This window comes from Pseudoalteromonas sp. S2755, assembly GCF_005886535.1.
In the GTDB taxonomy this organism is placed as follows: Bacteria; Pseudomonadota; Gammaproteobacteria; order Enterobacterales; family Alteromonadaceae; genus Pseudoalteromonas.
In genome coordinates this window covers 1-23871 of the sequence record NZ_PNDS01000039.1, presented here as the reverse complement: position 1 = coordinate 23871, position 23871 = coordinate 1, and the positions used below count along the sequence as shown (strand labels likewise).

Sequence of the window (23871 nt, the reverse complement as noted above, 5' to 3'; positions counted from 1 at the left end):
ATTTTACCTTGTTCCTGGGCGAAATTGAATGAACAACACAATTTTACACAGTTCAACAGATGCCTATGGGCTTTTGGTTTGGTAGTATTTAGCGCATTAAAAGTAATGGAATAACAAAATGAATTTAGCTCGAGTACTCGCTTGCTGTAGTTTATTCGCTTCGAACCTCGCTTTTGCGAGCCCCACAGCTTATTTACCTATTGGACAAGATCCGCTGTTGGAATATCAAATCGATAAAATGTTTGCGTTGACCGTTGGTACGCCTATGGCAAAGCCTTACCGTATCAGTGAAATCAAGATGCATTTGATGAAGCTTAGGCATATTGACGCCACATTACAGCAGAGTATTAGTCAGGGAATTGCACCTTATTTGCAGGATGATGCGTTGACGCAAAGGTCGATAACACTACGTGTTGATAGTGGTGAGGAAAAGCAAATTGCCAACGACAGAGGTAATTACAGCGGTGAGTATGCTGAATTGGGGCTCGGTGGTGTTTGGCGTGGAAGCGAATCAAGCATTTTACAAATCGGTGCTGAGTATCGAGTAGATGCAAACAAACTTGTTCCATACAATACTTTTTATGGCATGTCCTACGGTAACTTGCAGCTTAATTTAGGATATAAAGAACATTGGTTTTCACCATTTAAGCATTCGGCTCAGGTATATTCTAGTAACGCTAGACCTTCATTATCAGCTTCTTTGGGTTTAGTTGTGCCTATTCGAAATTGGTGGAACTTCGATTTTGAGTTGTTTTATTCTGAACTTGAGAAAGTCCATGACGGGATTCGTTTTCAAGGCACGCTTCACGATGGAACACCTAAAATAGCGGGTAGTCACTTTAGTATAGAGCCATTAGCTGGATGGAAAATCGGTCTAAACAGAGTCATGCAATTCGGAGGCGGGCCTAGAAAAGTAGATTTTAAGGACTTTGTTAAGGCATATTTTGACCCTGTTGGAAACGATAATAAGATAGGTGATCTCACTCAAGATGATGAACTGGGCGATCAATGGGCAACTATCACAACCAGCTTTACCACAAATTACGGCACTCAAGCACAATGGTATTTAGAATACGGTGGTGAGGATAGCAATAACCATAAAAACTATTTGTTTGGTAATACGGTTGTCAATGTTGGTGTTTTTCTCCCTCAGTTGACTTCAACGACTTCATTACGCTATGAGTTTACTGATATGGAAAGCTTATGGTATGTAAACGAAATTTACGATACTTATGGCAATACGATCGACGGGTTTGGCGTTGGGCATTTTGCTGCAAATCATCGCCAGTTCGATGATGGTGCACCGACGCAAATTCACGTTTTAGAAGGCACTTACCAATCAGATTATCGTTCATTGTGGAGAGCTAAGCTTTCAGTTATCGATAATGAAAGTAATTATTTGAATGAACTTGGTGAGCTTGGTGCAGAGTATGAACGTGGCTACGAGTTCGAGCTGGCGCATATTGGTGAAGCCTATAGCAAGCAAATCGAAACGAAATTAACCTTGGGTAAAGATGTCTTCGGTGAGAATTACACTTGGTTATCAGTCCATGTATACTGGTAAGTATCACGCGGGACAAGCATAGAATAGTTTAGGAACAAATATGTCATTGAATGAACAAGTAGCACAAAGCTACTTAGCAAGCTTACAGCGCCATGTTGATGTTTTTGAAACAATGGCAAACTATCACCAAGAATGTGTTGAGCTACTCGAAGCATGCCAAAGCACGTTAGCAGCTGGTGGTAAGGTCATTTGGTTTGGTAATGGTGGCAGCGCGGCAGATGCGCAGCACCTAGCTGCAGAATTTGTGGTGCGTTACAAATTAGAGCGCGGTCCTTTGGCTTCGATTGCATTAACTACCGACACCTCAATTTTGACCGCGCACAGCAATGACTATCACTTTGACTCAGTATTTGAACGTCAGGTTCAGGCACTTTGTAAACCAGAAGATATGGTGATTGGTTTAACCACGTCAGGTACGAGTCCTAATATTAATTTGGCGCTTCAAGCCGCAAATGAAATTGGCGCGTTTACCGTGGCATTGACTGGTAGAACTGGTGGCAAAGTGAAGGATATTGCTAAATTACCGATTATTATCGCAAACGACGAGACCGCGCGTATTCAAGAAGCGCATATGTTTATTGGTCACTGGCTATGCGAAGCGGTCGATATGCTGGTTGCGGCGGAGCAAAAGGCATGAAGTTAACGGCGCTTCAACAGCTAAATCAAGCCAAGGTATTGGTGGTTGGCGATGTGATGCTGGATAGATACTGGCATGGAGATACCGGGCGCATTTCTCCTGAGGCTCCAGTGCCTGTGGTTAAAGTCAGCGCATTGGAAGACAAAGCTGGTGGTGCGGCGAACGTTGCCAAAAACATCGCTCACCTAGATGGTAAAGTGGGTTTGCTTGGGCTTATCGGCGAAGACGATAATGGCAAAACACTTGAGGCTATCCTTACCAAAGAAAACATTGAATCTCGCCTAGTTAACGTCGTTGAGCTGCCGACTATCGCAAAAATGCGTGTGATCAGCCGTCATCAGCAAGTGGTCCGACTCGATTTAGAAGAGCCCTTTCAGTTATCTCACAGTCAACTCCTGCTTGAGCGTCTAAAGCAAGAAGTTGATAAGTATGATTTTGTGTTGTTTAGCGACTACAACAAAGGCGCTTTGTGCGCCATTTCAGACATGATTGCGGTGGCTAAAGCTGCTGGTAAAACGGTACTTATTGACCCCAAAAATAGTGACTTGAGCCTCTATCAAGGTGCTGATTTTATTACGCCTAACTTAAACGAATTTAAACTCGCTGGTGGAGATACAAGCAGCGAAGAGGCACTCACCTCTAGTGCGCGTGAACTGCTGAAAACATCGGGGATCGGCGCTATGCTGCTGACGCGCTCCGAGCAAGGTATGTCTTTAATAACCAATACTGAAAAGTTCGATTTCCCAGCTCAAGTACAGGAAGTAAGTGATGTTACGGGAGCTGGCGATACCGTGATCGCCACACTGACGACGATGTTAGGCGCTGGAATGTCAGCTAAAGACGCGGTGGAAGTAGCAAATATTGCCGCAGGTATTGCCGTGAGTAAGTTAGGTGCTGCAACGGTGTCACCGGAAGAGTTGAGTCGCAAACTGGGTCAGTATCTTAGAGAAACGGGCGAGCACTACCAAACGCCGTTTGAAGAGGTGCTTAAGCACATTACTTTTGCCAAGCAAAATGGAGAAACCATTGTGTTTACCAACGGCTGCTTTGATATTCTCCATGCAGGCCATGTGCGTTATTTAGCGCAAGCTAAAGCGATGGGTGACAGACTCGTCGTTGGGTTAAATAATGATGAATCAATCTCGCGTCTTAAAGGGCCTGAACGCCCAATCAATCCATTGAAAGAGCGAGCCATGGTGTTATCTGCACTCGCTTCTGTGGATTGGGTTATTCCGTTTGGCAGTGTTGAAGAAAATGATACACCAGCTAAGTTGATAGAAATGGTCAATCCTGACATTTTGGTCAAAGGTGGTGACTATAAAGTGGAAGATATTGCAGGCGCAGAGCATGTGCTTAATCAAGGTGGAAAAGTCGAGGTGTTAGCATTTTTGGATGGCTGCTCGACTTCCAATGTGATTAAGAAGGCACAGTTACAAAAGAGTTAACGTGCGCTGTGGTAGGCTTTTGTTAACACTTGCCATTGATTTTCATCAAAATAAAAGGTCGGCCATTTGCCGGCCTCTTTTTTAAATGAACGTTGCAAACGTTCCATGTTTGCATGCTGCCAATTTGGGTTTGGCTGCATGATTTTGCCCTTATCAAAATCAATTAGAAATACTTTGCCGTTGGCATCAAACAAAATATTGTTGATGTTCAAATCATCATGATAGGCACCGGCTTGATGAAACTGAGCAATGGTGTGGCCGATACTTTCCAGTTCATTTGTACTAAGCGCTCTTGCTTGCAAAATTTCGCAAACACTGGCGGCATCAGGCACCGCTTCGGTCAAAATATCAGCACGATAAATACCAAAATGAAGCGAAATTCTTGCGCCTAGTGGTGTTGGAACTGGTAAACCTTGAGTTTGTAGTTGCTCTAGCAAAGCAAACTCTTGATATACGCGAGTATTTTCTAGTTTGGTGAAAATATACTGATCACTCAACAGCTTGCCGATTAAGCCACCACGATAATAGTGTTTGAGTACCGCAACGCTTTGATTAAACCGTACGAACCACGCCGTTGCTCGGCCTTCTTTCGAGCCGACAATCGCATTATTTTTCTGCCAATATTCAGGGTTAAACATTTCTTCTGAAATATCATAATCTAGGGCTGAAGGCGTTAGTAAATAGCTATGCGGCTGTTTGGTGATTTGCACAATATAGGATTCTTAAGAGTCAATTGTGACATTCTAACGATTTTTCACCCTCAGTGAAACTTGCAAACTTGTTTGATTAATTTAAGATCAAGCGCTTGTTACTTTCCATGAGAACTATTGTTTTGAGCAAATCCTTGACCTCTATTTGTATTTTGCGACTTTCTGCGATTGGCGACGTGTGTCATGCAGTGAGTGCTGTACAGTCGATCCAACGTGCACATCCGCAAGCGAAAATTACGTGGGTGATAGGAAAAGTAGAAGCTATGTTATTGGCTGACTTACCCGGTGTTGAGCTCGTCGTATTTGACAAAAAACAGGGTAAAGCCGCGCTCAAGGCGTTAAAGGCAAAGTTCAAAGGGCAAAAGTTTGACGTATTACTACATATGCAGGTTGCGTTAAGAGCCAATCTTGTTGCACGAGTTATTCCTGCAAAGCAAAAAATAGGCTTTGATAAAGGGCGCTCAAAAGAGTTACACAGCTTGTTTATTAATAAGCGGATCGCACCTCAAAAGTCGCCACATGTGCTCGAAGGTTTCCAAAACTTTGCTCGTGCAATTGGGGCTGAGTGCGGTGAGCCAACATGGCAGATGCCAGTGACGGCAGCTCATCAAGCTGCGGCAAAATCGCTATTACCTGAAGGTAAGGTGTTTGTAATATCCCCCGCGGCAAGTAAAGCTGAGCGCAATTGGCTTCCTGAGCGGTATGCTAGGGTTGCAGATCATGCTGCTGCATTAGGGTTTCAGGTGGTGATAACGGGTGGTCCAACGGAGCTTGAGCAAAATTTAGCAGCCGAAATTCAACAACACAGCCAAGCTGAGTTATTAAACTTAGTGGGAAAAACTGATTTGAAAATCCTACTTTGTGTGTTGGAGCAAGCCGAATTGGTGTTAGCACCTGATACCGGGCCTGCTCATATGGCTGTGACAGTTGGAACGCCGGTGATCGGTTTGTATGCTCATTCCAACCCAACTCGCACAGGGCCATACCTGTATCAAGACTATGTAGTTGAGGTTTATCACCAAAACCTCATTGCGCAAAAGGGTAAAACCGCAGATCAATTACCCTGGGGAACACGGGTAAAAGGTAGCGAACTCATGTCTCAAATTTCCGTTGATGCTGTAATTACGATGTTTGAGCGGGTAATAAAAGAACAGGGGATTGTGACTAATGCATAAGGCTGTATTTTTAGACAGAGATGGCGTTGTTAATAAAGATCACGCCTATGTTCATAAAATCGCGGATTTTGAGTTTATTGACGGGGTATTTAGTGCCTGTCAAGCATTTAGCAAAGCCGGTTATAAAATTGTGGTCGTGACGAATCAGTCGGGCATTGGTCGAGGTTATTATGATGAAGCACAATTTCACGCGTTAAGCGAGTGGATGTGCGCGCAGTTTAAGGCACATGGTGTTGACATCGCTGGTGTTTATTTTTGTCCTCACCATCCTGAAAAGGCACAAGGCCGATATAAAGTAGAGTGTGACTGTCGTAAACCAGAACCCGGAATGCTGCAACAAGCGATAGCCGAGCATGACTTGGATCCCGAGCAAAGTATTATGATTGGTGATAAAGTCTCAGACATCGAGGCTGCCCGCGCTGCTGGCGTAAAAACAGCTATTTTAGTTGAGTCTGGGCAGAGTTTTAGCCAAGAGCATCAAAGGCTCGCGGATAAAGTATGTGCTTCGTTGGCGGAGGTACCAGCCGCACTATGTTTGTCTGAGTAAAATAAAGTTTGCTGCCAGTTGTCGCAAATCGTGCATTTATTGTGTGAACCTTTTAAAATAAAGATATCTTTTTACGTACCAGGTATGATTGAATTGGTACGTTCCAATTAACTTGAGCTAATAGGCTTAAGCGTTAACTTCTGATAGTGAGAATGACAACCGCCTATGGCGATACGTAGCTTACTATCACCGTGCAAAAAATGGAGACTCCCAGATGAGAGCATCGGCCTTCTACAGCCAGCTTCAGCAACAAATTGAAGAAGTAAAAGCTGAAGGATTATATAAAAAAGAGCGTATTATCACTTCTCAGCAGCAAGCTGAAATTGCAGTATCGACTGGCGAAAGTGTAATTAACTTCTGTGCTAATAACTATCTAGGTTTGGCGAATCACCCAGAGCTAATTAAAGCGGCGCAAGGCGGCCTTGATGATCATGGTTTTGGTGTTGCATCGGTGCGTTTTATCTGTGGTACGCAAGATATTCACAAAACGCTTGAAGCAAAGATCAGTGAGTTTCTAGAAACAGAAGATACTATCCTTTACTCTTCATGCTTTGATGCCAATGCGGGTTTATTCGAAACTATCTTAGGCCCTGAAGATGCGATTATCTCGGACTCATTAAATCACGCTTCTATCATTGATGGTGTGCGTTTATGTAAAGCTAAGCGCTTCCGCTACGCTAACAACGATATGGCTGATCTTGAGCGGCAGTTAATTGCTGCTGATGAAGCTGGTGTGAAAACCAAGCTTATCGCGACCGATGGCGTATTCTCAATGGATGGCGTTATTTGTAATTTAAAGGCGGTTTGTGACTTAGCGGACAAGTATGACGCATTAGTGATGGTTGATGATTCACACGCGGTGGGTTTTGTCGGTGAAAATGGCCGCGGAACACCGGAATACTGTGGTGTATTAGATCGAGTGGATATTATTACAGGAACGCTTGGTAAAGCACTTGGCGGTGCATCGGGCGGTTATACCTCTGGTAAGAAAGAAATCGTAGAGTGGTTACGTCAGCGTTCGCGTCCTTATTTATTCTCAAACTCGCTAGCGCCTTCAATTGTTACAGCTTCAATCAAAGTACTAGACATGATGAAAGAAGGCGATGCCCTACGTGCTAAACTATGGAATAACGCAGCTTACTTCCGTACTAAGATGGAAGCTGTTGGCTTTACTTGTGCGGGTAAAGATCACGCGATTATTCCGGTTATGTTAGGCGATGCCAAAGTGGCCTCAGAAATGGCTGACAGACTGCTAGCTGAAGGGATCTATGTGATCGGTTTCTCTTATCCTGTCGTGCCAAAAGGTCAAGCTAGGATCAGAACACAAATTTCAGCTGCGCATACGACTGAGCAGCTAGACAAAGCAATCGAAGCCTTTACCCGTATTGGTAAAGACCTAGGCGTCATTTAATTTTGCCACCGGCATTAAGCCGGTGCAGCTAACGAGCGAATACTATGAAAGCATTATCCAAGTTGAAAGCTGAAGAAGGAATTTGGATGGCGGATGTGCCAAAACCGGAAGTAGGGCACAACGATCTATTGATCAAAATCCGTAAAACAGCAATTTGTGGTACTGACGTACACATCTACAAATGGGATGAGTGGGCACAAAACACAATCCCAACTCCAATGGTTGTGGGGCACGAATACGTAGGTGAAGTGGTCGATATGGGCCAAGAGGTACGTGGTTTTAGCATTGGTGACCGAGTATCTGGTGAAGGTCACATCACATGTGGTCACTGTCGTAATTGTCGTGCTGGTCGTGTTCACCTGTGTCGTAACACCATTGGGGTAGGCGTTAACCGCGAAGGTTCATTTGCAGAATACCTAGTTATTCCTGCTTATAATGCGTTTAAGATCCCCGACAACATTTCTGATGAACTCGCTTCTATCTTCGACCCATTTGGTAATGCAGTGCACACTGCATTGTCATTTGACTTAGTTGGTGAAGACGTACTAATTACCGGTGCGGGCCCAATTGGTATTATGGCTGCAGCAGTGGCTAAACACGTTGGTGCGCGTCATGTGGTGATCACAGATGTAAATGAATATCGACTTGAACTTGCCACTAAAATGGGTGCTACGCGAGCAGTAAATGTTGCCAACGAAAGCCTCGAAACAGTTATGAAAGACCTTGGCATGACAGAAGGGTTCGATGTTGGACTTGAAATGTCAGGTGTTCCTTCTGCATTTAAGGGCATGTTAAACAGCATGAACCATGGTGGTAAGATTGCAATGCTGGGTATTCCTCCTTCTGACATGGCGGTGGACTGGAACCAAGTGATCTTCAAGGGTCTCGTGATCAAGGGGATTTACGGTCGTGAAATGTTTGAAACTTGGTACAAAATGGCAAGTTTGATCCAGTCAGGCTTAAACCTTGACCCAATCATTACCCATCAGTTCCATGTTGATGATTTCCAGACTGGCTTTGATACGATGATTTCAGGGCAATCAGGTAAAGTTATTCTGAATTGGGATTAATACTCAACTTTGCTTAGTGCATGAATGAGTAGTTATAATAGAAAGGCGGCTAGGTCGATACGGCTTAAGCCGTCTTTTATTTTTAGTATTAAATAGGTAACACATGTCTTTTAAACATATTTCAGTAGCAGACACGCAAGCGCTTTTAGGCAATGATGATGTAGTGGTAGCAGACATCCGTGATGAAAATACTTTCGCACAAGGGCACATTCCTGGCGCTGAACATTTATCTAATGCTAACCTTGCGCATTTTATGCAGGAGAAAGAGTTTGACCAACCCATTGTTGTAGTGTGTTATCACGGTATTTCCTCACAAGGCGCTGCTAACTACCTAGTTGAGCAAGGCTTTGAAGATGTTTACAGCATGGATGGTGGTTTTACGCAGTGGGCAAGTGAGTTGCCAAACGAGATTGAAAAGTGAAGTTAATAGCCCATTATCACAATGCACGACTAGCACAGGGGGCGGTCGATTATTTTAAGACGCAAGGGGTCTATTGTGTTTTGCAAAGTCACGATGGGCAACAAGTTGAAGTTTGGCTAGAACGCGGTGACGAAGCACTTGCTATGCGTCTTTGGCAAACGTTTTTGGAGCAACCCGACGCAGAATTATACCAAGCGGCTTCTTGGCAAACAGGAAGTACACAAGGGTTATTTAGCTACCAAGGCCAAAACTTAAACTTAGTAAAGCGCTTTTTGGGATTGAACTGGTTATTACAGGGCGTTTTTGGTGTCAGTATTATTGTTTTTGTCGCCATGCTATTTGGCGACGCTAATGGCATCTTTTCTGCGCTACGTTTTTCCCTAGATAAACCTTGGACTTGGATAGCGCCTACACTCATACATTTTAGCGCCATACATTTAATTTTTAATTTAAGCTGGTGGCTTCATTTAGGGGCGCAAATCTCAGAAAAATTAGGGCTCTGGGCGTTAGTCTGTATTTACCTTGTAACGGGCTTAACCAGTAATTTTATGCAGTTCCTATTCGTTGACGCTAATTTTGGTGGGCTAAGTGGTGTGGTCTATGGACTACTGGGTTTTTGTTGGGTAATTGGTCATCGAAATCCTGCCGGAGCTGCTTTGGTTTCTAAGCCAGTTATTGGCTTTATGCTACTTTGGATGCTGTTTGGATTTACGGATATGTTTTTCATCAACATGGCTAACTGGGCGCACTTATTTGGATTGCTATCAGGTATGTTGGTTGCAGTATTTTGGCCTATCGACAGGCAACTCAAAGAGAATAGCTAGTTACTTCGAACTCGGGAGCAAGCGCTTCCGAGTTCTTGTATGAGTTGACTCGCTTAGTGATACAAATATTTAGTAAACAGCACATCTCGAACAATCTCCTGCCCGGTCTCTTCTTTTAACAGAGTTTTTAGCTTTTCTGCACAACGCTTCCTGATTTCTTCTCGGCCAGTTAATGACTTAATGGTTTCTTCGTTTTCTTTACTTAGGATCTGTACTATTGCATCTCTTAGTAAAGGTGTATGGTGTTCAACCACTGCGATATTTGCGACATCATTCAGCATTAGATCAACAGTGACTCGGACATAGCCAAGCTTTTTATTAGATTGGCCTATGTAATTTGTGATGATATCTGGCTCAAACCCGAAATACCCAATAGTCGAATCCGCTTTTACAGGGGTAGCCGCGGTTAATGCAATGCACAAAGTGAGTACAACAGCCAACAGTCTCATGGTTTATCAGGTATCCTAATGCAAATTACTTTTTACTTAGTTTATACATAATTGCGTTGATTTTACAGGTAGCTTCAATACAAACATAAACTTTTTAGAAAGCCGCTGCTCTGCTATTATGACCGCGGATTTTTAAAACGGAAATAGAACGTTGCCTTTGCAATTACCTTTAGAGCTCCCTTGGTTGAAGAACACACAGTTGGTGGATGTTGAGCCAGCACTTTCTCCTTATTTACTAGAGACTCAATCTCTAACCGCAAAATTGAAAGAAACTTGTGATGAGTTTTCCGTGACTGTGATTGCTAATGAGTTCAGGAGCGCTCCAGATGCGTTACATGCAGATCTTTCTGAACAGGTTTGGTGCCGAGAAGTAACGCTAAATTGTAACGGTAAAGCAGCTGTATTTGGGCAAAGTTGGCTCAATGAGGACGCATGTATTGTTGGGATGGATGCAATTGGTGAGACCCCTTTGGGTGAGTTACTGTTTACTGATTCAAATTGGCAGCGCGGCGCACTCGAATACCTTCGCTTATCTACTTCCGACTATCCGGCGCTGATTGAACTTATTGCACCCACTACTGGCGTCGTCCCAGAGAGTTTATTTGCTAGAAGAAGCTGGTTTAGAAGCGGCAAAGCAAAAATTTTAGTTTGTGAAGTTTTTATATCGGAAAGCTTTTATGATTGACCACCAGAAATGGCAGGCTTACAGCCAACTTATGCGCTTAGATAAGCCTATTGGGACTTTACTTTTATTGTGGCCAACGCTTTGGTCACTGTGGTTTGCAGCTGAAGGTGTTCCAAGTATTTGGCTTATTATTATCTTTGCTCTAGGTGTATTTATAATGCGCAGTGCGGGCTGTGTTATCAATGATTTTGCTGATCGCAAGGTTGATGGGGCTGTAAAGCGTACGGCGACAAGACCGCTTGCAAGGGGCGCTGTAACCAGTAAAGAAGCGCTAGGCCTATTTGCTATTTTGGTCATGGTAGCTTTTATTTTGGTGCTTTTTTTAAACTGGCAAACTATCGCATTATCCTGTGGAGCACTTGCGTTAGCCTCTGTCTACCCTTTCATGAAGCGTTATACAAACTTACCTCAAATTGTGCTTGGGGCTGCCTTTAGCTGGGCAATTCCCATGGCTTTTATGGCAGTAAATCAAAATGTGCCACTGCTTGCTTGGGTATTGTTTGTTGCGAATTTAATATGGACTGTCGCTTATGACACTATGTACGCTATGGTAGACAGGGATGATGATTTGAAAATCGGGGTGAAGTCTACAGCGATTTTATTCGGCAAATGGGATCTTTGTATTATTGCGTTGCTCAACATCACATTTATCGCGATGATGGCGGCAGTTGGTGTAACTTTTGATTTGAACCTCGCTTTTTGGTGCGGCTTAATAGTAGCCTGTGTGCTGCTTATTAGGCAACAATATGCCATACGCTACAGAGATAGAGACAGATGTTTTTGGGCTTTCTTAAACAATAACTATGTTGGCTTAGCGATTTTTCTCGGGGTCGTGCTGGGGTTTGTACGGTTCTAAAACAGGTTTTTAAAAACGGGCAAGTAATACAGATTATTTGCCCGCTTTTTTAGTAACTAATAAGTTACTGTTTGCTTGCTAGATGAAGATGCTGCATCCTCAATTAGCTCAAGCAGGTGATTTATATGTGCATTTGAGCCAACTTGGTGATTGGTTTGTACAATCAATTGTTCTCTATCCAAAGCCTTATTGGTTTTTAAGAAAACTAAGTTAGGATCTTGTGCGATAGTTTTTGAATGTTCGATACTCGCAATTGCAAAGCTATTGCTATTCTTCAAACCATCAATTACTTGTTCAATATTGCCAATTTTAACGCTCGTTGATTTGTTTAACGAATCAACGGCTTCATTAAGCATACTTTGTACTTGCTTGGACTGTGAGAAACAGCCATACATAGGGTATTGCGTTAATTCGGCTTTTCTGATGCTGTCTTGATTTGCTAGAGGATGATTTCTCGAAACAAATAAAACTAACTGATCAGGCAGGTGAATATCACTCACTATGCTATTTGCACTTTGTAAATACACGCTGATATCAATCTCACCAAGTTGTAGCTTACGAGTAAGCTCCAACTCATCTTGCAACTGCATTTCGATTTTCACATTAGGGTACTGAGCTAGAAACTGACCGCAAGAAACTGGCACGATGCTGCTAGCTTGAGTCGTATAACCAATAATTAACTTTTGGTTATCACGACCAAACAAGCTTTGCTTAATGGTTTTCTTGGTTAGATCGAGTTCTGATAAGGTTGTTTTGCAATACTTTAAGAACAGCTCACCTTGTTCAGTCAGTTTTACTGAACGTGTTGAGCGTTTAACGAGTTCACAACCTATTTCATCTTCAAGGGTTTGGATGCTTCGAGTAAGCGCTGAAGTACTGATCTGGGTTTGTTCTGCGGCTTGTCTAAAATGTCTTAGATTACCTAATGCTACGAACTGCTCGAGTTGTTCAAATCTCATGTGAAATTCCTTTTAATTTCAACTAAAACACATTTATTACGTCTTTTCCCAATAATAATACACCAAACGGGAAAAAGAAAGTGAAGTTTTTACATTCTGATTACAAAGTTAGTCAGGATACCTGTCACGTATCTCAATAAATTGTTCCAGATTTTTTAGAAAAAGGTCAACCAATTTGGGTTCAAATTGTTTACCACTTTGAGTATTTAGCAAATCTATTACTTTATCTAGTGGCCAAGCAGGCTTATAACACCGTTCACTTCCTAGTGCATCAAAGACATCTGCCAGAGCGGTGATCCTGCCGACAATGTTAATTTGCTCTCCCTTTAAGCCTCTAGGATAGCCTGAACCATCCCACTTTTCGTGATGTTGATGCGCGATTAATGCGCCACACTGCAAAATCTCATTTGTTGAATTTTTCAAGATTTCAAACCCTTGCTGCGCATGGGTCTGCATAATTATCCATTCTTCATCAGTGAGCTTTCCGGGCTTATTTAGGATTTGATCTGGAATACTAATTTTGCCAATATCATGAAGTGGAGAGGCGAGTTTGATGATTTCTGCTTGGTAGTGCGAGAGTCCGTAAAGCTGAGCTAACAGCATACTATAATGTGCCACGCGTTTTACGTGCGAGCCTGTTTCTTTCGAGCGTTTTTCGACGGCCTCACCCAAAATATAAGAAAGCTCTTTTTGAGAATCTTTGATGGTTTCACGCAATTTCAAGTTGTCGTAGGCTAATGCAATATTGTTTGCAAAAAATTCAAGTAGCTGGAAGTCCATGCTATGAAGTTCGCTGTCCTTACTCACATAAATCATCGTTTCACTCCCTTCTCTGGAAGGGAAATAGCCAATATATTCATTACGGGTTTTGAGCGATGCTTTTTTATTATGTGTTTCTATAAACAGATTTTGTACATTCTCGGGCAAGGTAACGTTACTGGGTTCAACGCCAGCTCCTGAGGCTGCAAGTAGTTTAAACTTTGTCGGCTCGTTGGCTTGGTGATTTACCGCAGCTGCACAATATATTTCCGAATCAGATAATCCCATTACTGCGGATACATGGGATAATATGGTTGATGCAAAATCCTGAATATTGCTACACTTCAAAAAGTTAGAGGATGCATCAATAATGCGTTCAAGTCCCATTTTGTGCTTTTCGATGGTTTGAATATCCCGGTGAGCGCGCAAAGCAGAATAGAGTAGTGTTTTTAGCTTGACGGCAGTGAGCTCGGTTTTATTCTTATAGTCATTAATATCATAATCGCGAATGACCGATTCTTCCGGTGCTTCTCCGGGCTGGCCTGTGCGCAGGACTAGGCGAATGTCAAAGTTTGCTAAGTCATCGCGGATATATCGCACTAAATCAAGCCCCGCATGATTACTTTCCATTACGACATCAATGAGGCCTACAGAGATATTTTGCTCCGTATCTAAGATGGCTTTTGCTTCTTGTGCAGAGTAAGCGTGATGAAATCTCAGTGCTTTATTCTCAAATTTAAAGCCAGATAACACCAGTTTAGTCACTTGGTGAATGTCTTCTTCATCATCTACGACCAGAATATCCCAGTAGGTTTCGGCCATTTTATTTGTAGGGCTTTCTAGCACTTCATCTGAGAACAAAAATCCGCTCACAGATTGCTCCTCTTTTTATGCTGACTCAACGTTAGTATAGTCGGCAGTAACAAGGCCGCTAATCTTGTTGAGGTTTTTTCTCGATATTTTGCAATTCTAGTTCGATTGCATCGCAAGATATGTGGATTTCATAAAGAGAAAGTAACAAAGACAAGGTTAGGCTACAGAGGCTCGCGCCAAACAATGTAACGCCAAGTAAGGATATTTCAAGGAACAAGGCAAACATTGAAGACGTGCAAAGTAAAAACGCGATGACACCCCATACTTGCATTCGTCTGATCAATCTAATTCGTTTTCTTAAGTTCTCGATTTGCGCTTTAACCAAGGTCCTTATGGTGTCGCCTTCTCGGGCGTTTAATTCACGGATCAATTGTGCGAGTACCAAAAAACGATTGGTATAGGCAAGTAGCAATAAAGAAATTGCTGGGAATAATAGGCCCGGTGTTGTTAGAGTCATAATTGTATTTTAATGAAGTAGTTTGATGTTTAAGTGTGATGACAATGAATGATTTTATCAAGAAACAAATGAGCACATTAAGTGCTAATTCAATAGTGAAGATAATGCAATGAGCAAACAGTCTTTTCATTGGGTGCAATTGTGCGCTATCAGCGGCTTTGTTGAAGCACATTTACTCAAAGGCCAACTAGAACAAGCGAATATTCAGGTTCGCTTACAAGGTGAGCATTTATCAGGAGCAATTGGTGAAATTCCAGCAGAGCAAGCTGCCATCAAGCTCTTTGTTTATGCAATAAAATTACCCGAGGCTCAGGAAATATTGGTAAACTATCACAAATCACGTCATCGCAGTGCTGCCGAGCTGTCGGATTGGCTATGTAACCACTGTGCAGAATTAAATGGACCAGCGTTTGAATATTGCTGGCAATGTGGAAATAAGCATGAGCAAAGCAAATAACTTTCAAAGAATTAGAGAGTTAAATTATCTTCAAAAGGCAGTCCTAGGTGCTGCCATTATTGAGCGTATGTTGCCAAATTACTCGCTATTTAGTGAGGCAACAGGCTTTGGCGACGAGCAAGTACTCAGAAATGCGCTGAATTTAATCTGGGAGAAAATATTACTGCCAAAGAGTAAAATTAGCTTAGAAAAGCTGGTTGAAAAGGTAGAACCAAATGTACCTGAGCTCAGAGAGTTTGATATGTTTGGTACCTATCCCGCAATCGACGTAGCAACAGCGCTGTTAGGCATGTTGCAAGGTCTGATGACAAAAGATGAACATGAGTTTGTAAGCGTTGCCAAAATTTCTCAGGCAACGGTAGCTAAATACATCGAGTTTATGTTGATGGCAGAAGATATATCTCCAACGAATGAGTTAGTGCGTGAGCACCCACAGATGCAGTATGAAATTGAAATCCTCGCTGAGCTTATCGAACATGTGGAAAATATGGGGCGTATTAGCAGCGAATCGGTGAAGTCACTGAGGGCTTTAGCATTAGCTGACGGCCAAACAAATATTGGTTTGGAACTTGAGTAGTTGATTTCGTATAATCAACGGCTGCAGTAAAGAGTTTGGAGAAAGTAACTTGCGTATTTTGGGTATAGAATCCTCATGTGATGAGACGGGTATTGCTATTTATGATGATGAGCAAGGGCTGTTGGCACATCAATTATATTCTCAGGTAAAAGTACACGCCGATTATGGTGGGGTAGTGCCTGAACTTGCTTCTCGTGATCATGTACGCAAAACAATCCCTCTTATTGAAGCTGCTTTCGCCCAAGCGGGTTGTGGTCCCGAAGATCTTGATGGCATTGCTTATACCGCAGGGCCGGGTTTGGTCGGTGCTTTGTTGGTTGGCACCTCAATTGGTCGCTCGTTAGCATTTGGTTGGGGGATCCCAGCCGTTGCCGTACATCATATGGAAGGCCATTTGCTTGCCCCAATGCTTGAAGACGATAAACCAGAGTTCCCGTTCGTTGCGCTGCTAGTCTCTGGTGGCCATACCATGATGGTCAAAGTCTCAGGTATCGGTGAATATGAGGTACTTGGTGAATCTGTGGACGATGCCGCTGGTGAAGCATTTGATAAAACTGCCAAGCTGCTCGGTCTTGATTATCCTGGTGGCCCAATGCTTGCGAAAATGGCGACTCAGGGCCAAGCCGGGCGATTTACTTTTCCAAAACCGATGACAGACAGACCTGGTCTGGATTTTAGTTTCAGTGGATTAAAAACCGCAGCGGCAAACACGATCCGTAATGAAGGCGATGACGAGCAAACGAAAGCAGATATTGCTCATGCTTTTCAAACCGCAGTCGTAGAAACGCTAGCGATCAAGTGTAAGCGAGCACTGAAAGAAACAGGCATTAAAAGCCTGGTGATTGCAGGTGGCGTCAGCGCCAATACTGAACTTAGGCAAAAGCTTGAGCGCATGATGCTTGGTATGAAAGGGCGAGTTTATTACCCGCGCACTGAATTTTGTACAGACAATGGGGCGATGATAGCTTATGCAGGAATGCAGCGCCTAAAAGCAGGTCAGCATGCGCCACTTGATATGAAGACTAAACCGCGTTGGCCGCTGGATAGTCTAGAAAAAGTCTAGGGCCTGTTGAACTTTGCTGTTTAATTTTTGTTCTCCTGAGTGTGTTTTGGTCGCGACGCTCGACTTGCCGCCTAGTAATCTAGGCAAAAGTTGAGCAACAATGAACAAAGCGCACTCAGGTGAACCCAAAGGGCAGCGCTTGATTAGCATTTCTACTGTGTTCTCGCCTGACTCACATAGAATAACTATGCTACGCAGGCTCTGCCTTGTACAAATACCAATCAAACTGCTGCAAAAACAAACTTGAAAGGTAAACAGGCCCTAGTCTTTAGACTTTTTCCCCAACTTGGGCTCTTTACCACTCAAGAGCCTTTTAATATTTGCTCTATGACGAATAATAATCACCACAGTTAAAAAGCTTACCGGCACCGTATAAAGCGGTTTTATCCACCATGTGTAAAGTGGAGCAGCTGCGACTGCGACAATCGCTGCGAGTGAAGAGTAGCGTGTTAGCGCTAGCACCACGAGCCAAGTACTAATCAATAGCCCACCCAATGACAAGCCGATGGGTAATAGCGCACCAAATGCTGTTGCTACTGCTTTACCACCGTTAAAGTGGAAGAAAATAGGATAAATGTGACCAAGGCATGCGCTTACGGCTATGGCACCTAGCCATACAGGCTCTATTTTCAGAAAGTAAGCTCCCCACACTGGGATGGTTCCCTTTAGAATATCGAAGACGAGCACCAGCGCAGCTGGGATCTTTCCTCCCAACCTTAATACATTGGTTGCGCCCGGATTATTAGACCCATTAAAGCGTGGATCTGGTAGGTTGAATAACCGACACACCAGAATCGCTGAGGAAATCGATCCCAATAAATAAGCACATACGCACATTAAACTGATTAACACTGTCTTCCTTATTTTTTATTGCGTTGTTTTGGGCTATGATCGGCGGTCTTAAGTCCTGCACAGATCGCGAATTGCGATTAGAAAATGCGGGTGAATTACAGCGATAAACATGTTTGGAGTTTACATGGATAAAGTCTATATCTCACAGCTACACGTCGAAGCCATAATAGGAGTGTACGACTTTGAAAAAGAAAGTAAACAAAGCCTTTACTTTGATGTTGAGATGTTGACCGATATTAGCGCTGCCGCTCTTCATGACGATATTAATTTGGCGGTTGATTATGCCAAAGTGAGTGAGCGTATTATTGCGCATACCCAAGCAAAGCCCGTTGAGCTATTAGAAACCTTAGTTGAACAACTTGCTGCAATGATCCTAAATGAATTTAATGTACAACAAGTGCTTATAAAAGTGAGTAAACCTGCTGCCGTGCCACAAGCACAAACGGTTGGTGTAGAAATTGTGCGTAAGAAGTAGAATTATCATGGCACAAATTTTTATCAGCCTCGGCTCAAATATAGAAAAAGAAAAAAATTTGCTGAGTGGCTTGAGGGTATTGATAGAACACTTTCCCGATTTTCAACATTCAAGTGTTTTTGAGAGTGAAGCCGTCGGGTTTGCAGGAAATAACTTCTACAACTCGGTCTTTGCGGCACAAACACCGCTGTCTTTAGATGAAGTGTATAAACTGCTCAAGTCGATAGAATACGATCATGGTCGTCGCTGTAGTGAAAAGAAGTTTAGTCCACGCACATTAGATCTCGATATTCTCTTTTATGACCACCTTATTTGTTCATCACCCGCTCAGTTGCCTCGGGATGAAATAACCAAAAATGCCTTCGTGCTTCAGCCATTAGCTGAACTAGCTCCTGATTTTATCCATCCTGTTGAGGGTAAAACCATTGCTCAGTTATGGCAGGAGTATCACAACCCAACTCAAAAATTATGGAAAGTGGAGTTTCCCAAGCAATGAGCTTTATTGAGATTGTCGTCCTTGCAATTATTCAAGGTCTCACTGAATTTTTACCTATTTCGAGTTCAGCCCACTTACTGCTACCCTCTCAGATACTAGGTTGGCAAGATCAGGGTCTTGCCTTTGATGTTGCTGTTCATGTCGGTACTTTGCTGGCTGTCGTTATTTATTTTCGACAAGACATTGTCAACCTACTGGCAGGATGGTTCAAATCATTCTCAGGTACGCATTCGAAAGAAAGCCGGCTGACTTGGTGTATTGTGGTTGCCACTATTCCATTCGTGATCTTAGCCCCACTACTTAAGGATATCGTAGAAGTTTATTTACGTAGTGCTTGGGTGATTGCAACATCGACGATAGTATTTGGTTTACTGCTTTGGTATGCCGACGTGAAAGCGAAACAAATCAAAGACGAATTTGCCTTAAACTGGAAAAGCGCGCTGATATTGGGACTTGCGCAAATTACCGCTGTTATTCCCGGCACATCGCGTTCAGGTATTACCATCACCGCAGGTTTATTACTCGGGCTTGATAAGAAAAGTGCGGCGCGCTTTTCGTTTTTAATGTCTATTCCGGTCATTTCTATGATGGGACTGTATTACAGTTTAGAGCTTGCTACGGGCGATGAAGTGGTTGATTGGAATGCGCTATTAAGTGGTGCGGCACTGTCGTTTATCTCAGCTTATGCCTGCATCTTCTTTTTCCTGAAAATCATAGAGCGCATGGGCATGATGCCATTTGTCATTTACCGCTTGTTACTTGGGGTAGGGTTAATCGCTTTCTTGAGCCTAAGTTAATCGAGGCTTTGAATAATCCAGCAAGATTAACAGAAAAGCCAGCTTGATGAAGCTGGCTTTTTCAATATACTAGACTGCATTAAGCAATTTGCTTTTCCGCAAGGCATAATTCCATGGTCGCTTTTAATAGTCTATAAAGGTTTATCGACGCGTCAATTTCTTCTTTGCGGTTTGTTAAGCTCTCAATATTTAAGCCCAGCGAAATATCTAGATGTGAGCAGCTTTTTAAGATTTGATCTAGATTCTCTCTACAAATACGAATTGACTCACTTAGTGTGTTTTCTGAATCTAACATGCGCCATTTGGTTGCTTCAGGTACTGAGATCCCCAGCCACTCCATAAACTGCAAGGTCTTTTCTCCACCACATGGAGTAAAGGTAAGAATAATGCGTTTTGGTTTTTGCCCTTGCTGTTTACAGGTGCGGGCATAACTTGTGATTAGATCTATGGTTGCCTGAGCGTCATACACCGCTTGTGATACAAAGAACTGGCAGCCTTGCTCTGTTTTATCAATTAATCTTTCGTGTTCATTGCGCTTACTGGCGTGGCGTTCTGCGATGGTTACACCACCCAAGAAAAAGTCATCTTGGTGATGCTTCAATACATCATAGGCTTCAGAAAGCGGTAACTTAATATCGCCTTGTGAAGACGGACTGCCCACTAATACTAGATTGTTTAACCCATATTGCTGTTTGGTGCTGCTTAACCAATTGCTAAAAGCTTCACTATCGCGCTGTGCCACACTTTTATACGTAATTACATCAAGGTGTGATAATTCGCGGATCAACTGGCTATATTCACACGGATCAACGGTGTGCTTAAAAGGAAATGGACGTGGTACTTGAGTACGGCTGCTTTCATCTTGAATGTCATAGATGATCACGCCGTCGTATTCAATCTCATGTAAACGGCCCAAAAGCTTAGCGGCAATTGATTTTAGCTGCTCTGGGTCGGTGCCAATCTTAGGTGGTGTGGTACCAATTAAATATACCCCTTGGTTAGGGTCAATGATTTTCTCTTGAAGCGTTAAAGCCATAATCCTCATTCCACAAAAGCATTTCTGTATCTCTTTATTAATATAGCAGCCATTTAGACGTCTAGATAGATTTTTTTAATGAAAGAATTTCAATAATTATGAATTTATCTCAAGCACTCAAATCAAAATTTCATATTTGTTTACACATTAGGATGGTAAATCACCTTGGAAATTAGCGAATTAGTATGACTTTGGGGCATAATCAGGAGGTTTACTAACGTAAGTGAACACGACTTACTTAGAATAAAAAATATGATTAGGACCAAATTCATGAAATTCAAATTACTAGCAACTAGCTTTGCCGTAAGCTTAGCGCTTAGTGGCTGCGCAGCGACGAATTCAGACCAAACTCAACAATCAGCTGTAAGTACTCAAGCTGCCCAATCCAATAAAGTATTCGCCCAAGATTATGTTTTGGAAGAGCTAGAAAATGGCCTTCGCGTCATGGTAGTTAAAACTAACTATCCTGATGTGGTATCGCTACAAATTCCGGTTTCTGTTGGTTCGCGTAATGAAGTCGAAGCGGGTAAAACCGGCTTTGCTCACTTCTTTGAGCATATGATGTTCAAAGGCTCAGAAAAGTATCCACAAGACGTTTATTCGGACATTTTGAAAAATTCAGGTGTTGATAATCGTGCCTACACCACCAATGACTACACGAACTACCACCTAAATTTCTCGAAGCAGCATTTAGATAAAGTATTAGAAATCGAAGCGGATATCTTTCAAAACCTGACTTACAGTGAAGAGCAGTTTCGTACCGAAGCACTAACCGTGAAAGGTGAATACCTTAAAAATAATGCCAGTCCAGTTCGAAAACTGCTTTCTGCGGTAAGAAAAGAAGCATTTGATAAGCATACCTATAAACACACAACGATGGGCTTTTTTGAAGACATCGAAGCAATGCCAGATCAAATGGCCTATGGTAAAATCTTCTTTGAACGTTTTTACAAGCCAGAATACGTATCGCTTGTCATTGTGGGTGACGTAGATCCAAAAGAAACCATGGCTATGGTGAAAAAGCACTGGGGTAATTGGAAAAAGGGTGACTACCAAGCTGATATTCCTGTTGAGCCAAAGCAAGACAAAGCGCGTTACGTTCACGAAAAATATGATGGCTTACCGGGTCACTGGTTGCTAGTTTCATATAAAGGTGCTGCATGGGAGCCGAAGAAAAAAGACCGAGCGGCACTTGATCTCGTCTCACAGCTTTATTTCTCTGAAAACTCAGCGCTGTATCAAGAGCTAGTGGTAGACAAACAGCTTGCAAGCCAAATGTTTACTTATAATCCTGAAACCAAAGACCCTGGTCTTCTGCATGTTTTCGTTAAAGTTGAAGACGAAAAGGATTTGGCAACCGTGCGTGATGCAATCAATCACACTTACGCAAAAGCACGTACCGAGCTGGTAGATGAAAACAAACTTGCAGCACTTAAATCAAACCTAAAGTACAGCTTTATTAACGGCCTTGACTCATCACAATCTATTGCTTCGACACTCGCGCGCTACATGCACTTTGAGCGTGACCCTGAAGTGATAAATGAGCTATATGCAAGTGCTGATAAAGTCACTGCAAAAGATATTCGTGATATTGCCAATAAATATTTTGTGGACAGCAGCCGCACCACGGTGACTATGTCTGCACTTGAGTCCGTTTCTGGTTTTGATAAGGAAGTTAGCTTAGATAAATTAGTCGCAAAAATGGACAAGCCAGTTACGCGTCATTTTAACGTGTTAGACAAGACCAATAATTCACCGCTGGTAGATGTGAATTTTCTTTTTTACACAGGTGCTGCCGCAGATCCTGAAGGTAAAAAAGGTCTTGCTGCGCTTACTGCGGCTATGATTGCCAAGGGCGGAAGTGAGTCGCAATCATACAAAGAAATTCAAAAGGCGCTGTACCCGATCGCTGGTAGCTTTGGTTATCAAATCGATAAAGAAATGATTTCTTTACGTGGTCGTATTCACAAAGACAATGCTGATCAATGGTATGGCATTGTGAGCCAGCAGCTCTTGAGCCCAGGGTTCAGAGAAGATGATTTTAAACGTCTGAAAAAAGAGTTAATTGATGGCATCAAGGCTGGTTTGAAAGCGTCAAATGATGAAGAGCTAGGTAAAGAAGTGCTTTATCACGAGCTGTACAAAGGCCATCCATACGAAAGCTATAACTTTGGTGATTTATCAGACTTAGAAGCAATTACTCTAGATGACGTTAAGGCTTTTTACGCTCAGCAATTTACTCAAGCCAAACTCAACGTGGGTATCACAGGTGCACTCGATAAACAGCTAAAAGAAACGATGTTTAACGACCTTGCGGCTTTACCTAAAGGCGAAGAAGCGCGTTTACAAGTGCCTGATGCCCCTAAGTTATCTGGTCATCATGCAACCATCGTAGAAAAGAATGCAAAATCAACAGCGGTCTCTTTTGGTTTTCCAATCGACACGGTTCGTAGCAGCAAAGACTGGGCTGCGCTTTGGTTAGTGCGTTCATATTTTGGTGAGCACCGCAGTTCAAACAGCCACTTGTACCAACGTATCCGTCAGGTTCGTGGTATGAACTATGGCGACTACGCTTATATCGAATACTTCCCTCGTGGTATGTTCCAAACTAAGCCTGATGCAAACCTAGGTCGTAGTGAGCAAATTTTCCAAGTGTGGTTGCGCCCACTTCGTTCTAATAATGATGCCCATTTTGCCACGCGTACGGCATTGTTTGAACTCGATAAGCTGATCAAAGAAGGGATGAGCCAAGCAGACTTTGAAGCAACACGTAACTTCTTAATCAACTTTGTGCCGCAAATGGTGGCGAGCCAAGATAGGCAGCTAGGTTATGCACTTGATAGCCAGTTCTACAATACCGACGAATTTGTTGCCTATGTAACAAAGCAGCTAGCGTCGCTGTCTGTTGAAGACATCAACCGTGTTATCAAAGAGAATTTGCAAACCGAAGATATTCACTATGTGTTTATCACCGGTGATGCGAAAGATATGGCGAAGCGTCTAAGTGCTGAGCAGTCATCTCCTATGACTTATAACACCAAAAAGCCTGACGCATTACTGGCTGAAGATGCTGAAATTGCTACATACCCGCTCAATATTCCAAGTAAGAATATTAAAACGTTAGATGTAGAAAAAGTGTTTGAATAGCTATTATTCAGCTTATACCAATTGAATTAATTCTCTAATCAATTTGAAGGGTGAAATAGCATATTAGCTTCGTTAAAAATTTCTCATTTAGAACAACTAAATAGCAAAATTTTTGCCTTTCTACTAATG

The 23871-nt window shown here is 42.6% G+C and carries 25 protein-coding genes; 18 read left to right on the top strand and 7 right to left on the bottom strand.

Annotation, left to right across the window (positions count from 1 at the left end; all coding sequences use genetic code 11):
• The first annotated feature begins 118 nt into the window (after nucleotides 1-118).
• Genes CWC03_RS07875 through hldE form a run of 3 tightly spaced genes read left to right on the top strand, consistent with a single transcriptional unit; the run spans nucleotide 119 to nucleotide 3646 of the window.
• Nucleotides 119-1564 (top strand): capsule assembly Wzi family protein, encoded by a 1446-nt coding sequence (locus tag CWC03_RS07875; protein WP_138581286.1) that lies wholly within the window; start codon nucleotides 119-121, stop codon nucleotides 1562-1564.
• Between the two features lie 40 nt (nucleotides 1565-1604).
• Nucleotides 1605-2201, top strand: coding sequence for an SIS domain-containing protein (locus tag CWC03_RS07870; RefSeq protein ID WP_099030457.1), 597 nt, complete (start codon nucleotides 1605-1607; stop codon nucleotides 2199-2201).
• Nucleotides 2198-3646, top strand: coding sequence for a bifunctional D-glycero-beta-D-manno-heptose-7-phosphate kinase/D-glycero-beta-D-manno-heptose 1-phosphate adenylyltransferase HldE (gene hldE / locus CWC03_RS07865; protein ID WP_138581285.1), 1449 nt, complete (start codon nucleotides 2198-2200; stop codon nucleotides 3644-3646). Before CWC03_RS07870 ends, hldE begins: the two co-directional genes overlap by 4 nt.
• On the opposite strand, the gene CWC03_RS07860 is transcribed toward hldE, so the two are convergent.
• Nucleotides 3643-4356, bottom strand: coding sequence for a 3-deoxy-D-manno-octulosonic acid kinase (locus tag CWC03_RS07860; protein WP_138581284.1), 714 nt, complete (start codon nucleotides 4354-4356; stop codon nucleotides 3643-3645). The genes hldE and CWC03_RS07860 overlap by 4 nt on opposite strands.
• A 107-nt stretch (nucleotides 4357-4463) precedes the next feature.
• On the opposite strand from CWC03_RS07860, the gene CWC03_RS07855 reads away from it, so the two are divergent.
• The 6 genes from CWC03_RS07855 (at nucleotide 4464) to glpG (ending at nucleotide 9804) form a co-directional block, all read left to right on the top strand.
• On the top strand, nucleotides 4464-5531 hold the full coding sequence (locus CWC03_RS07855) for a glycosyltransferase family 9 protein (protein WP_138581283.1): 1068 nt from the start codon (nucleotides 4464-4466) through the stop codon (nucleotides 5529-5531).
• Nucleotides 5524-6078 (top strand): D-glycero-beta-D-manno-heptose 1,7-bisphosphate 7-phosphatase, encoded by a 555-nt coding sequence (gene gmhB, locus CWC03_RS07850; RefSeq protein WP_138581282.1) that lies wholly within the window; start codon nucleotides 5524-5526, stop codon nucleotides 6076-6078. The genes CWC03_RS07855 and gmhB overlap by 8 nt, the downstream gene beginning before the upstream one ends.
• A 214-nt stretch (nucleotides 6079-6292) precedes the next feature.
• Complete coding sequence (locus CWC03_RS07845) at nucleotides 6293-7489, top strand: glycine C-acetyltransferase (RefSeq protein WP_138581281.1); 1197 nt, start codon at nucleotides 6293-6295, stop codon at nucleotides 7487-7489.
• 44 nt (nucleotides 7490-7533) lie between these two features.
• Nucleotides 7534-8559 carry an L-threonine 3-dehydrogenase gene (tdh, locus tag CWC03_RS07840; RefSeq protein ID WP_010607622.1) on the top strand — a complete coding sequence of 342 codons (1026 nt, stop codon included), beginning with the start codon at nucleotides 7534-7536 and terminating at the stop codon, nucleotides 8557-8559.
• A 103-nt stretch (nucleotides 8560-8662) separates the two neighbouring features.
• Nucleotides 8663-8980: a thiosulfate sulfurtransferase GlpE gene (gene glpE / locus CWC03_RS07835; protein WP_010374619.1), complete on the top strand. Its 318-nt coding sequence runs from the start codon at nucleotides 8663-8665 to the stop codon at nucleotides 8978-8980.
• Nucleotides 8977-9804, top strand: a complete 828-nt coding sequence (gene glpG / locus CWC03_RS07830) for a rhomboid family intramembrane serine protease GlpG (protein ID WP_138581280.1) — start codon at nucleotides 8977-8979, stop codon at nucleotides 9802-9804. The genes glpE and glpG overlap by 4 nt, the downstream gene beginning before the upstream one ends.
• A gap of 53 nt (nucleotides 9805-9857) precedes the next feature.
• Here glpG and CWC03_RS07825 read toward each other — a convergent pair whose 3' ends face one another.
• On the bottom strand, nucleotides 9858-10253 hold the full coding sequence (locus tag CWC03_RS07825) for a flagellar basal body-associated protein FliL (RefSeq protein ID WP_138581279.1): 396 nt from the start codon (nucleotides 10251-10253) through the stop codon (nucleotides 9858-9860).
• Nucleotides 10254-10410: 157 nt separating this feature from the next.
• Between CWC03_RS07825 and CWC03_RS07820 the strand changes: the two genes are divergently transcribed.
• Both CWC03_RS07820 and ubiA read left to right on the top strand, forming a co-directional pair.
• On the top strand, nucleotides 10411-10938 hold the full coding sequence (locus CWC03_RS07820) for a chorismate--pyruvate lyase family protein (protein ID WP_249313974.1): 528 nt from the start codon (nucleotides 10411-10413) through the stop codon (nucleotides 10936-10938).
• Complete coding sequence (gene ubiA, locus CWC03_RS07815; protein ID WP_138581277.1) at nucleotides 10931-11794, top strand: 4-hydroxybenzoate octaprenyltransferase; 864 nt, start codon at nucleotides 10931-10933, stop codon at nucleotides 11792-11794. Before CWC03_RS07820 ends, ubiA begins: the two co-directional genes overlap by 8 nt.
• A 56-nt stretch (nucleotides 11795-11850) precedes the next feature.
• Here ubiA and CWC03_RS07810 read toward each other — a convergent pair whose 3' ends face one another.
• The 3 genes from CWC03_RS07810 to CWC03_RS07800 form a co-directional block, all read right to left on the bottom strand.
• Nucleotides 11851-12753, bottom strand: coding sequence for a LysR family transcriptional regulator (locus CWC03_RS07810; protein ID WP_017216523.1), 903 nt, complete (start codon nucleotides 12751-12753; stop codon nucleotides 11851-11853).
• Between the two features lie 108 nt (nucleotides 12754-12861).
• The gene (locus CWC03_RS07805) at nucleotides 12862-14385 is read right to left on the bottom strand and encodes a DUF3369 domain-containing protein (RefSeq protein ID WP_138581276.1); all 1524 of its coding nucleotides are present in this window, start codon (nucleotides 14383-14385) and stop codon (nucleotides 12862-12864) included.
• A gap of 58 nt (nucleotides 14386-14443) precedes the next feature.
• Entirely contained in the window at nucleotides 14444-14842 is a 399-nt protein-coding gene (locus tag CWC03_RS07800) for a DUF2721 domain-containing protein (RefSeq protein WP_128726782.1), read from the bottom strand.
• A gap of 109 nt (nucleotides 14843-14951) precedes the next feature.
• Between CWC03_RS07800 and CWC03_RS07795 the strand changes: the two genes are divergently transcribed.
• Genes CWC03_RS07795 through tsaD form a run of 3 tightly spaced genes read left to right on the top strand, consistent with a single transcriptional unit; the run spans nucleotide 14952 to nucleotide 16939 of the window.
• Nucleotides 14952-15299 (top strand): putative signal transducing protein, encoded by a 348-nt coding sequence (locus CWC03_RS07795; RefSeq protein WP_138581275.1) that lies wholly within the window; start codon nucleotides 14952-14954, stop codon nucleotides 15297-15299.
• Nucleotides 15283-15876 carry a YjaG family protein gene (locus CWC03_RS07790; protein WP_138581274.1) on the top strand — a complete coding sequence of 198 codons (594 nt, stop codon included), beginning with the start codon at nucleotides 15283-15285 and terminating at the stop codon, nucleotides 15874-15876. The genes CWC03_RS07795 and CWC03_RS07790 overlap by 17 nt, the downstream gene beginning before the upstream one ends.
• 49 nt (nucleotides 15877-15925) lie before the next feature.
• Nucleotides 15926-16939 carry a tRNA (adenosine(37)-N6)-threonylcarbamoyltransferase complex transferase subunit TsaD gene (tsaD, locus tag CWC03_RS07785; protein ID WP_010607631.1) on the top strand — a complete coding sequence of 338 codons (1014 nt, stop codon included), beginning with the start codon at nucleotides 15926-15928 and terminating at the stop codon, nucleotides 16937-16939.
• A gap of 261 nt (nucleotides 16940-17200) precedes the next feature.
• Here the strand turns inward: tsaD and plsY are convergent, their stop codons facing one another.
• Nucleotides 17201-17791, bottom strand: a complete 591-nt coding sequence (gene plsY / locus CWC03_RS07775; protein WP_138581273.1) for a glycerol-3-phosphate 1-O-acyltransferase PlsY — start codon at nucleotides 17789-17791, stop codon at nucleotides 17201-17203.
• A gap of 124 nt (nucleotides 17792-17915) precedes the next feature.
• On the opposite strand from plsY, the gene folB reads away from it, so the two are divergent.
• The 3 genes from folB to CWC03_RS07760 are packed head-to-tail and all read left to right on the top strand — an operon-like array spanning nucleotide 17916 to nucleotide 19559.
• Nucleotides 17916-18266 (top strand): dihydroneopterin aldolase, encoded by a 351-nt coding sequence (gene folB / locus CWC03_RS07770; RefSeq protein ID WP_138581272.1) that lies wholly within the window; start codon nucleotides 17916-17918, stop codon nucleotides 18264-18266.
• A gap of 7 nt (nucleotides 18267-18273) precedes the next feature.
• Nucleotides 18274-18762 (top strand): 2-amino-4-hydroxy-6-hydroxymethyldihydropteridine diphosphokinase, encoded by a 489-nt coding sequence (gene folK / locus CWC03_RS07765; protein ID WP_138581271.1) that lies wholly within the window; start codon nucleotides 18274-18276, stop codon nucleotides 18760-18762.
• Nucleotides 18759-19559 carry an undecaprenyl-diphosphate phosphatase gene (locus CWC03_RS07760; RefSeq protein ID WP_138581270.1) on the top strand — a complete coding sequence of 267 codons (801 nt, stop codon included), beginning with the start codon at nucleotides 18759-18761 and terminating at the stop codon, nucleotides 19557-19559. The genes folK and CWC03_RS07760 overlap by 4 nt, the downstream gene beginning before the upstream one ends.
• 79 nt (nucleotides 19560-19638) lie before the next feature.
• On the opposite strand, the gene CWC03_RS07755 is transcribed toward CWC03_RS07760, so the two are convergent.
• Nucleotides 19639-20595, bottom strand: a complete 957-nt coding sequence (locus CWC03_RS07755; RefSeq protein ID WP_138581269.1) for a methylenetetrahydrofolate reductase — start codon at nucleotides 20593-20595, stop codon at nucleotides 19639-19641.
• A gap of 270 nt (nucleotides 20596-20865) precedes the next feature.
• Here CWC03_RS07755 and CWC03_RS07750 point away from each other — a divergent pair, with 270 nt between their 5' ends.
• Nucleotides 20866-23742 carry a M16 family metallopeptidase gene (locus CWC03_RS07750; RefSeq protein WP_138581268.1) on the top strand — a complete coding sequence of 959 codons (2877 nt, stop codon included), beginning with the start codon at nucleotides 20866-20868 and terminating at the stop codon, nucleotides 23740-23742.
• The last annotated feature ends 129 nt before the right edge of the window (nucleotides 23743-23871 follow it).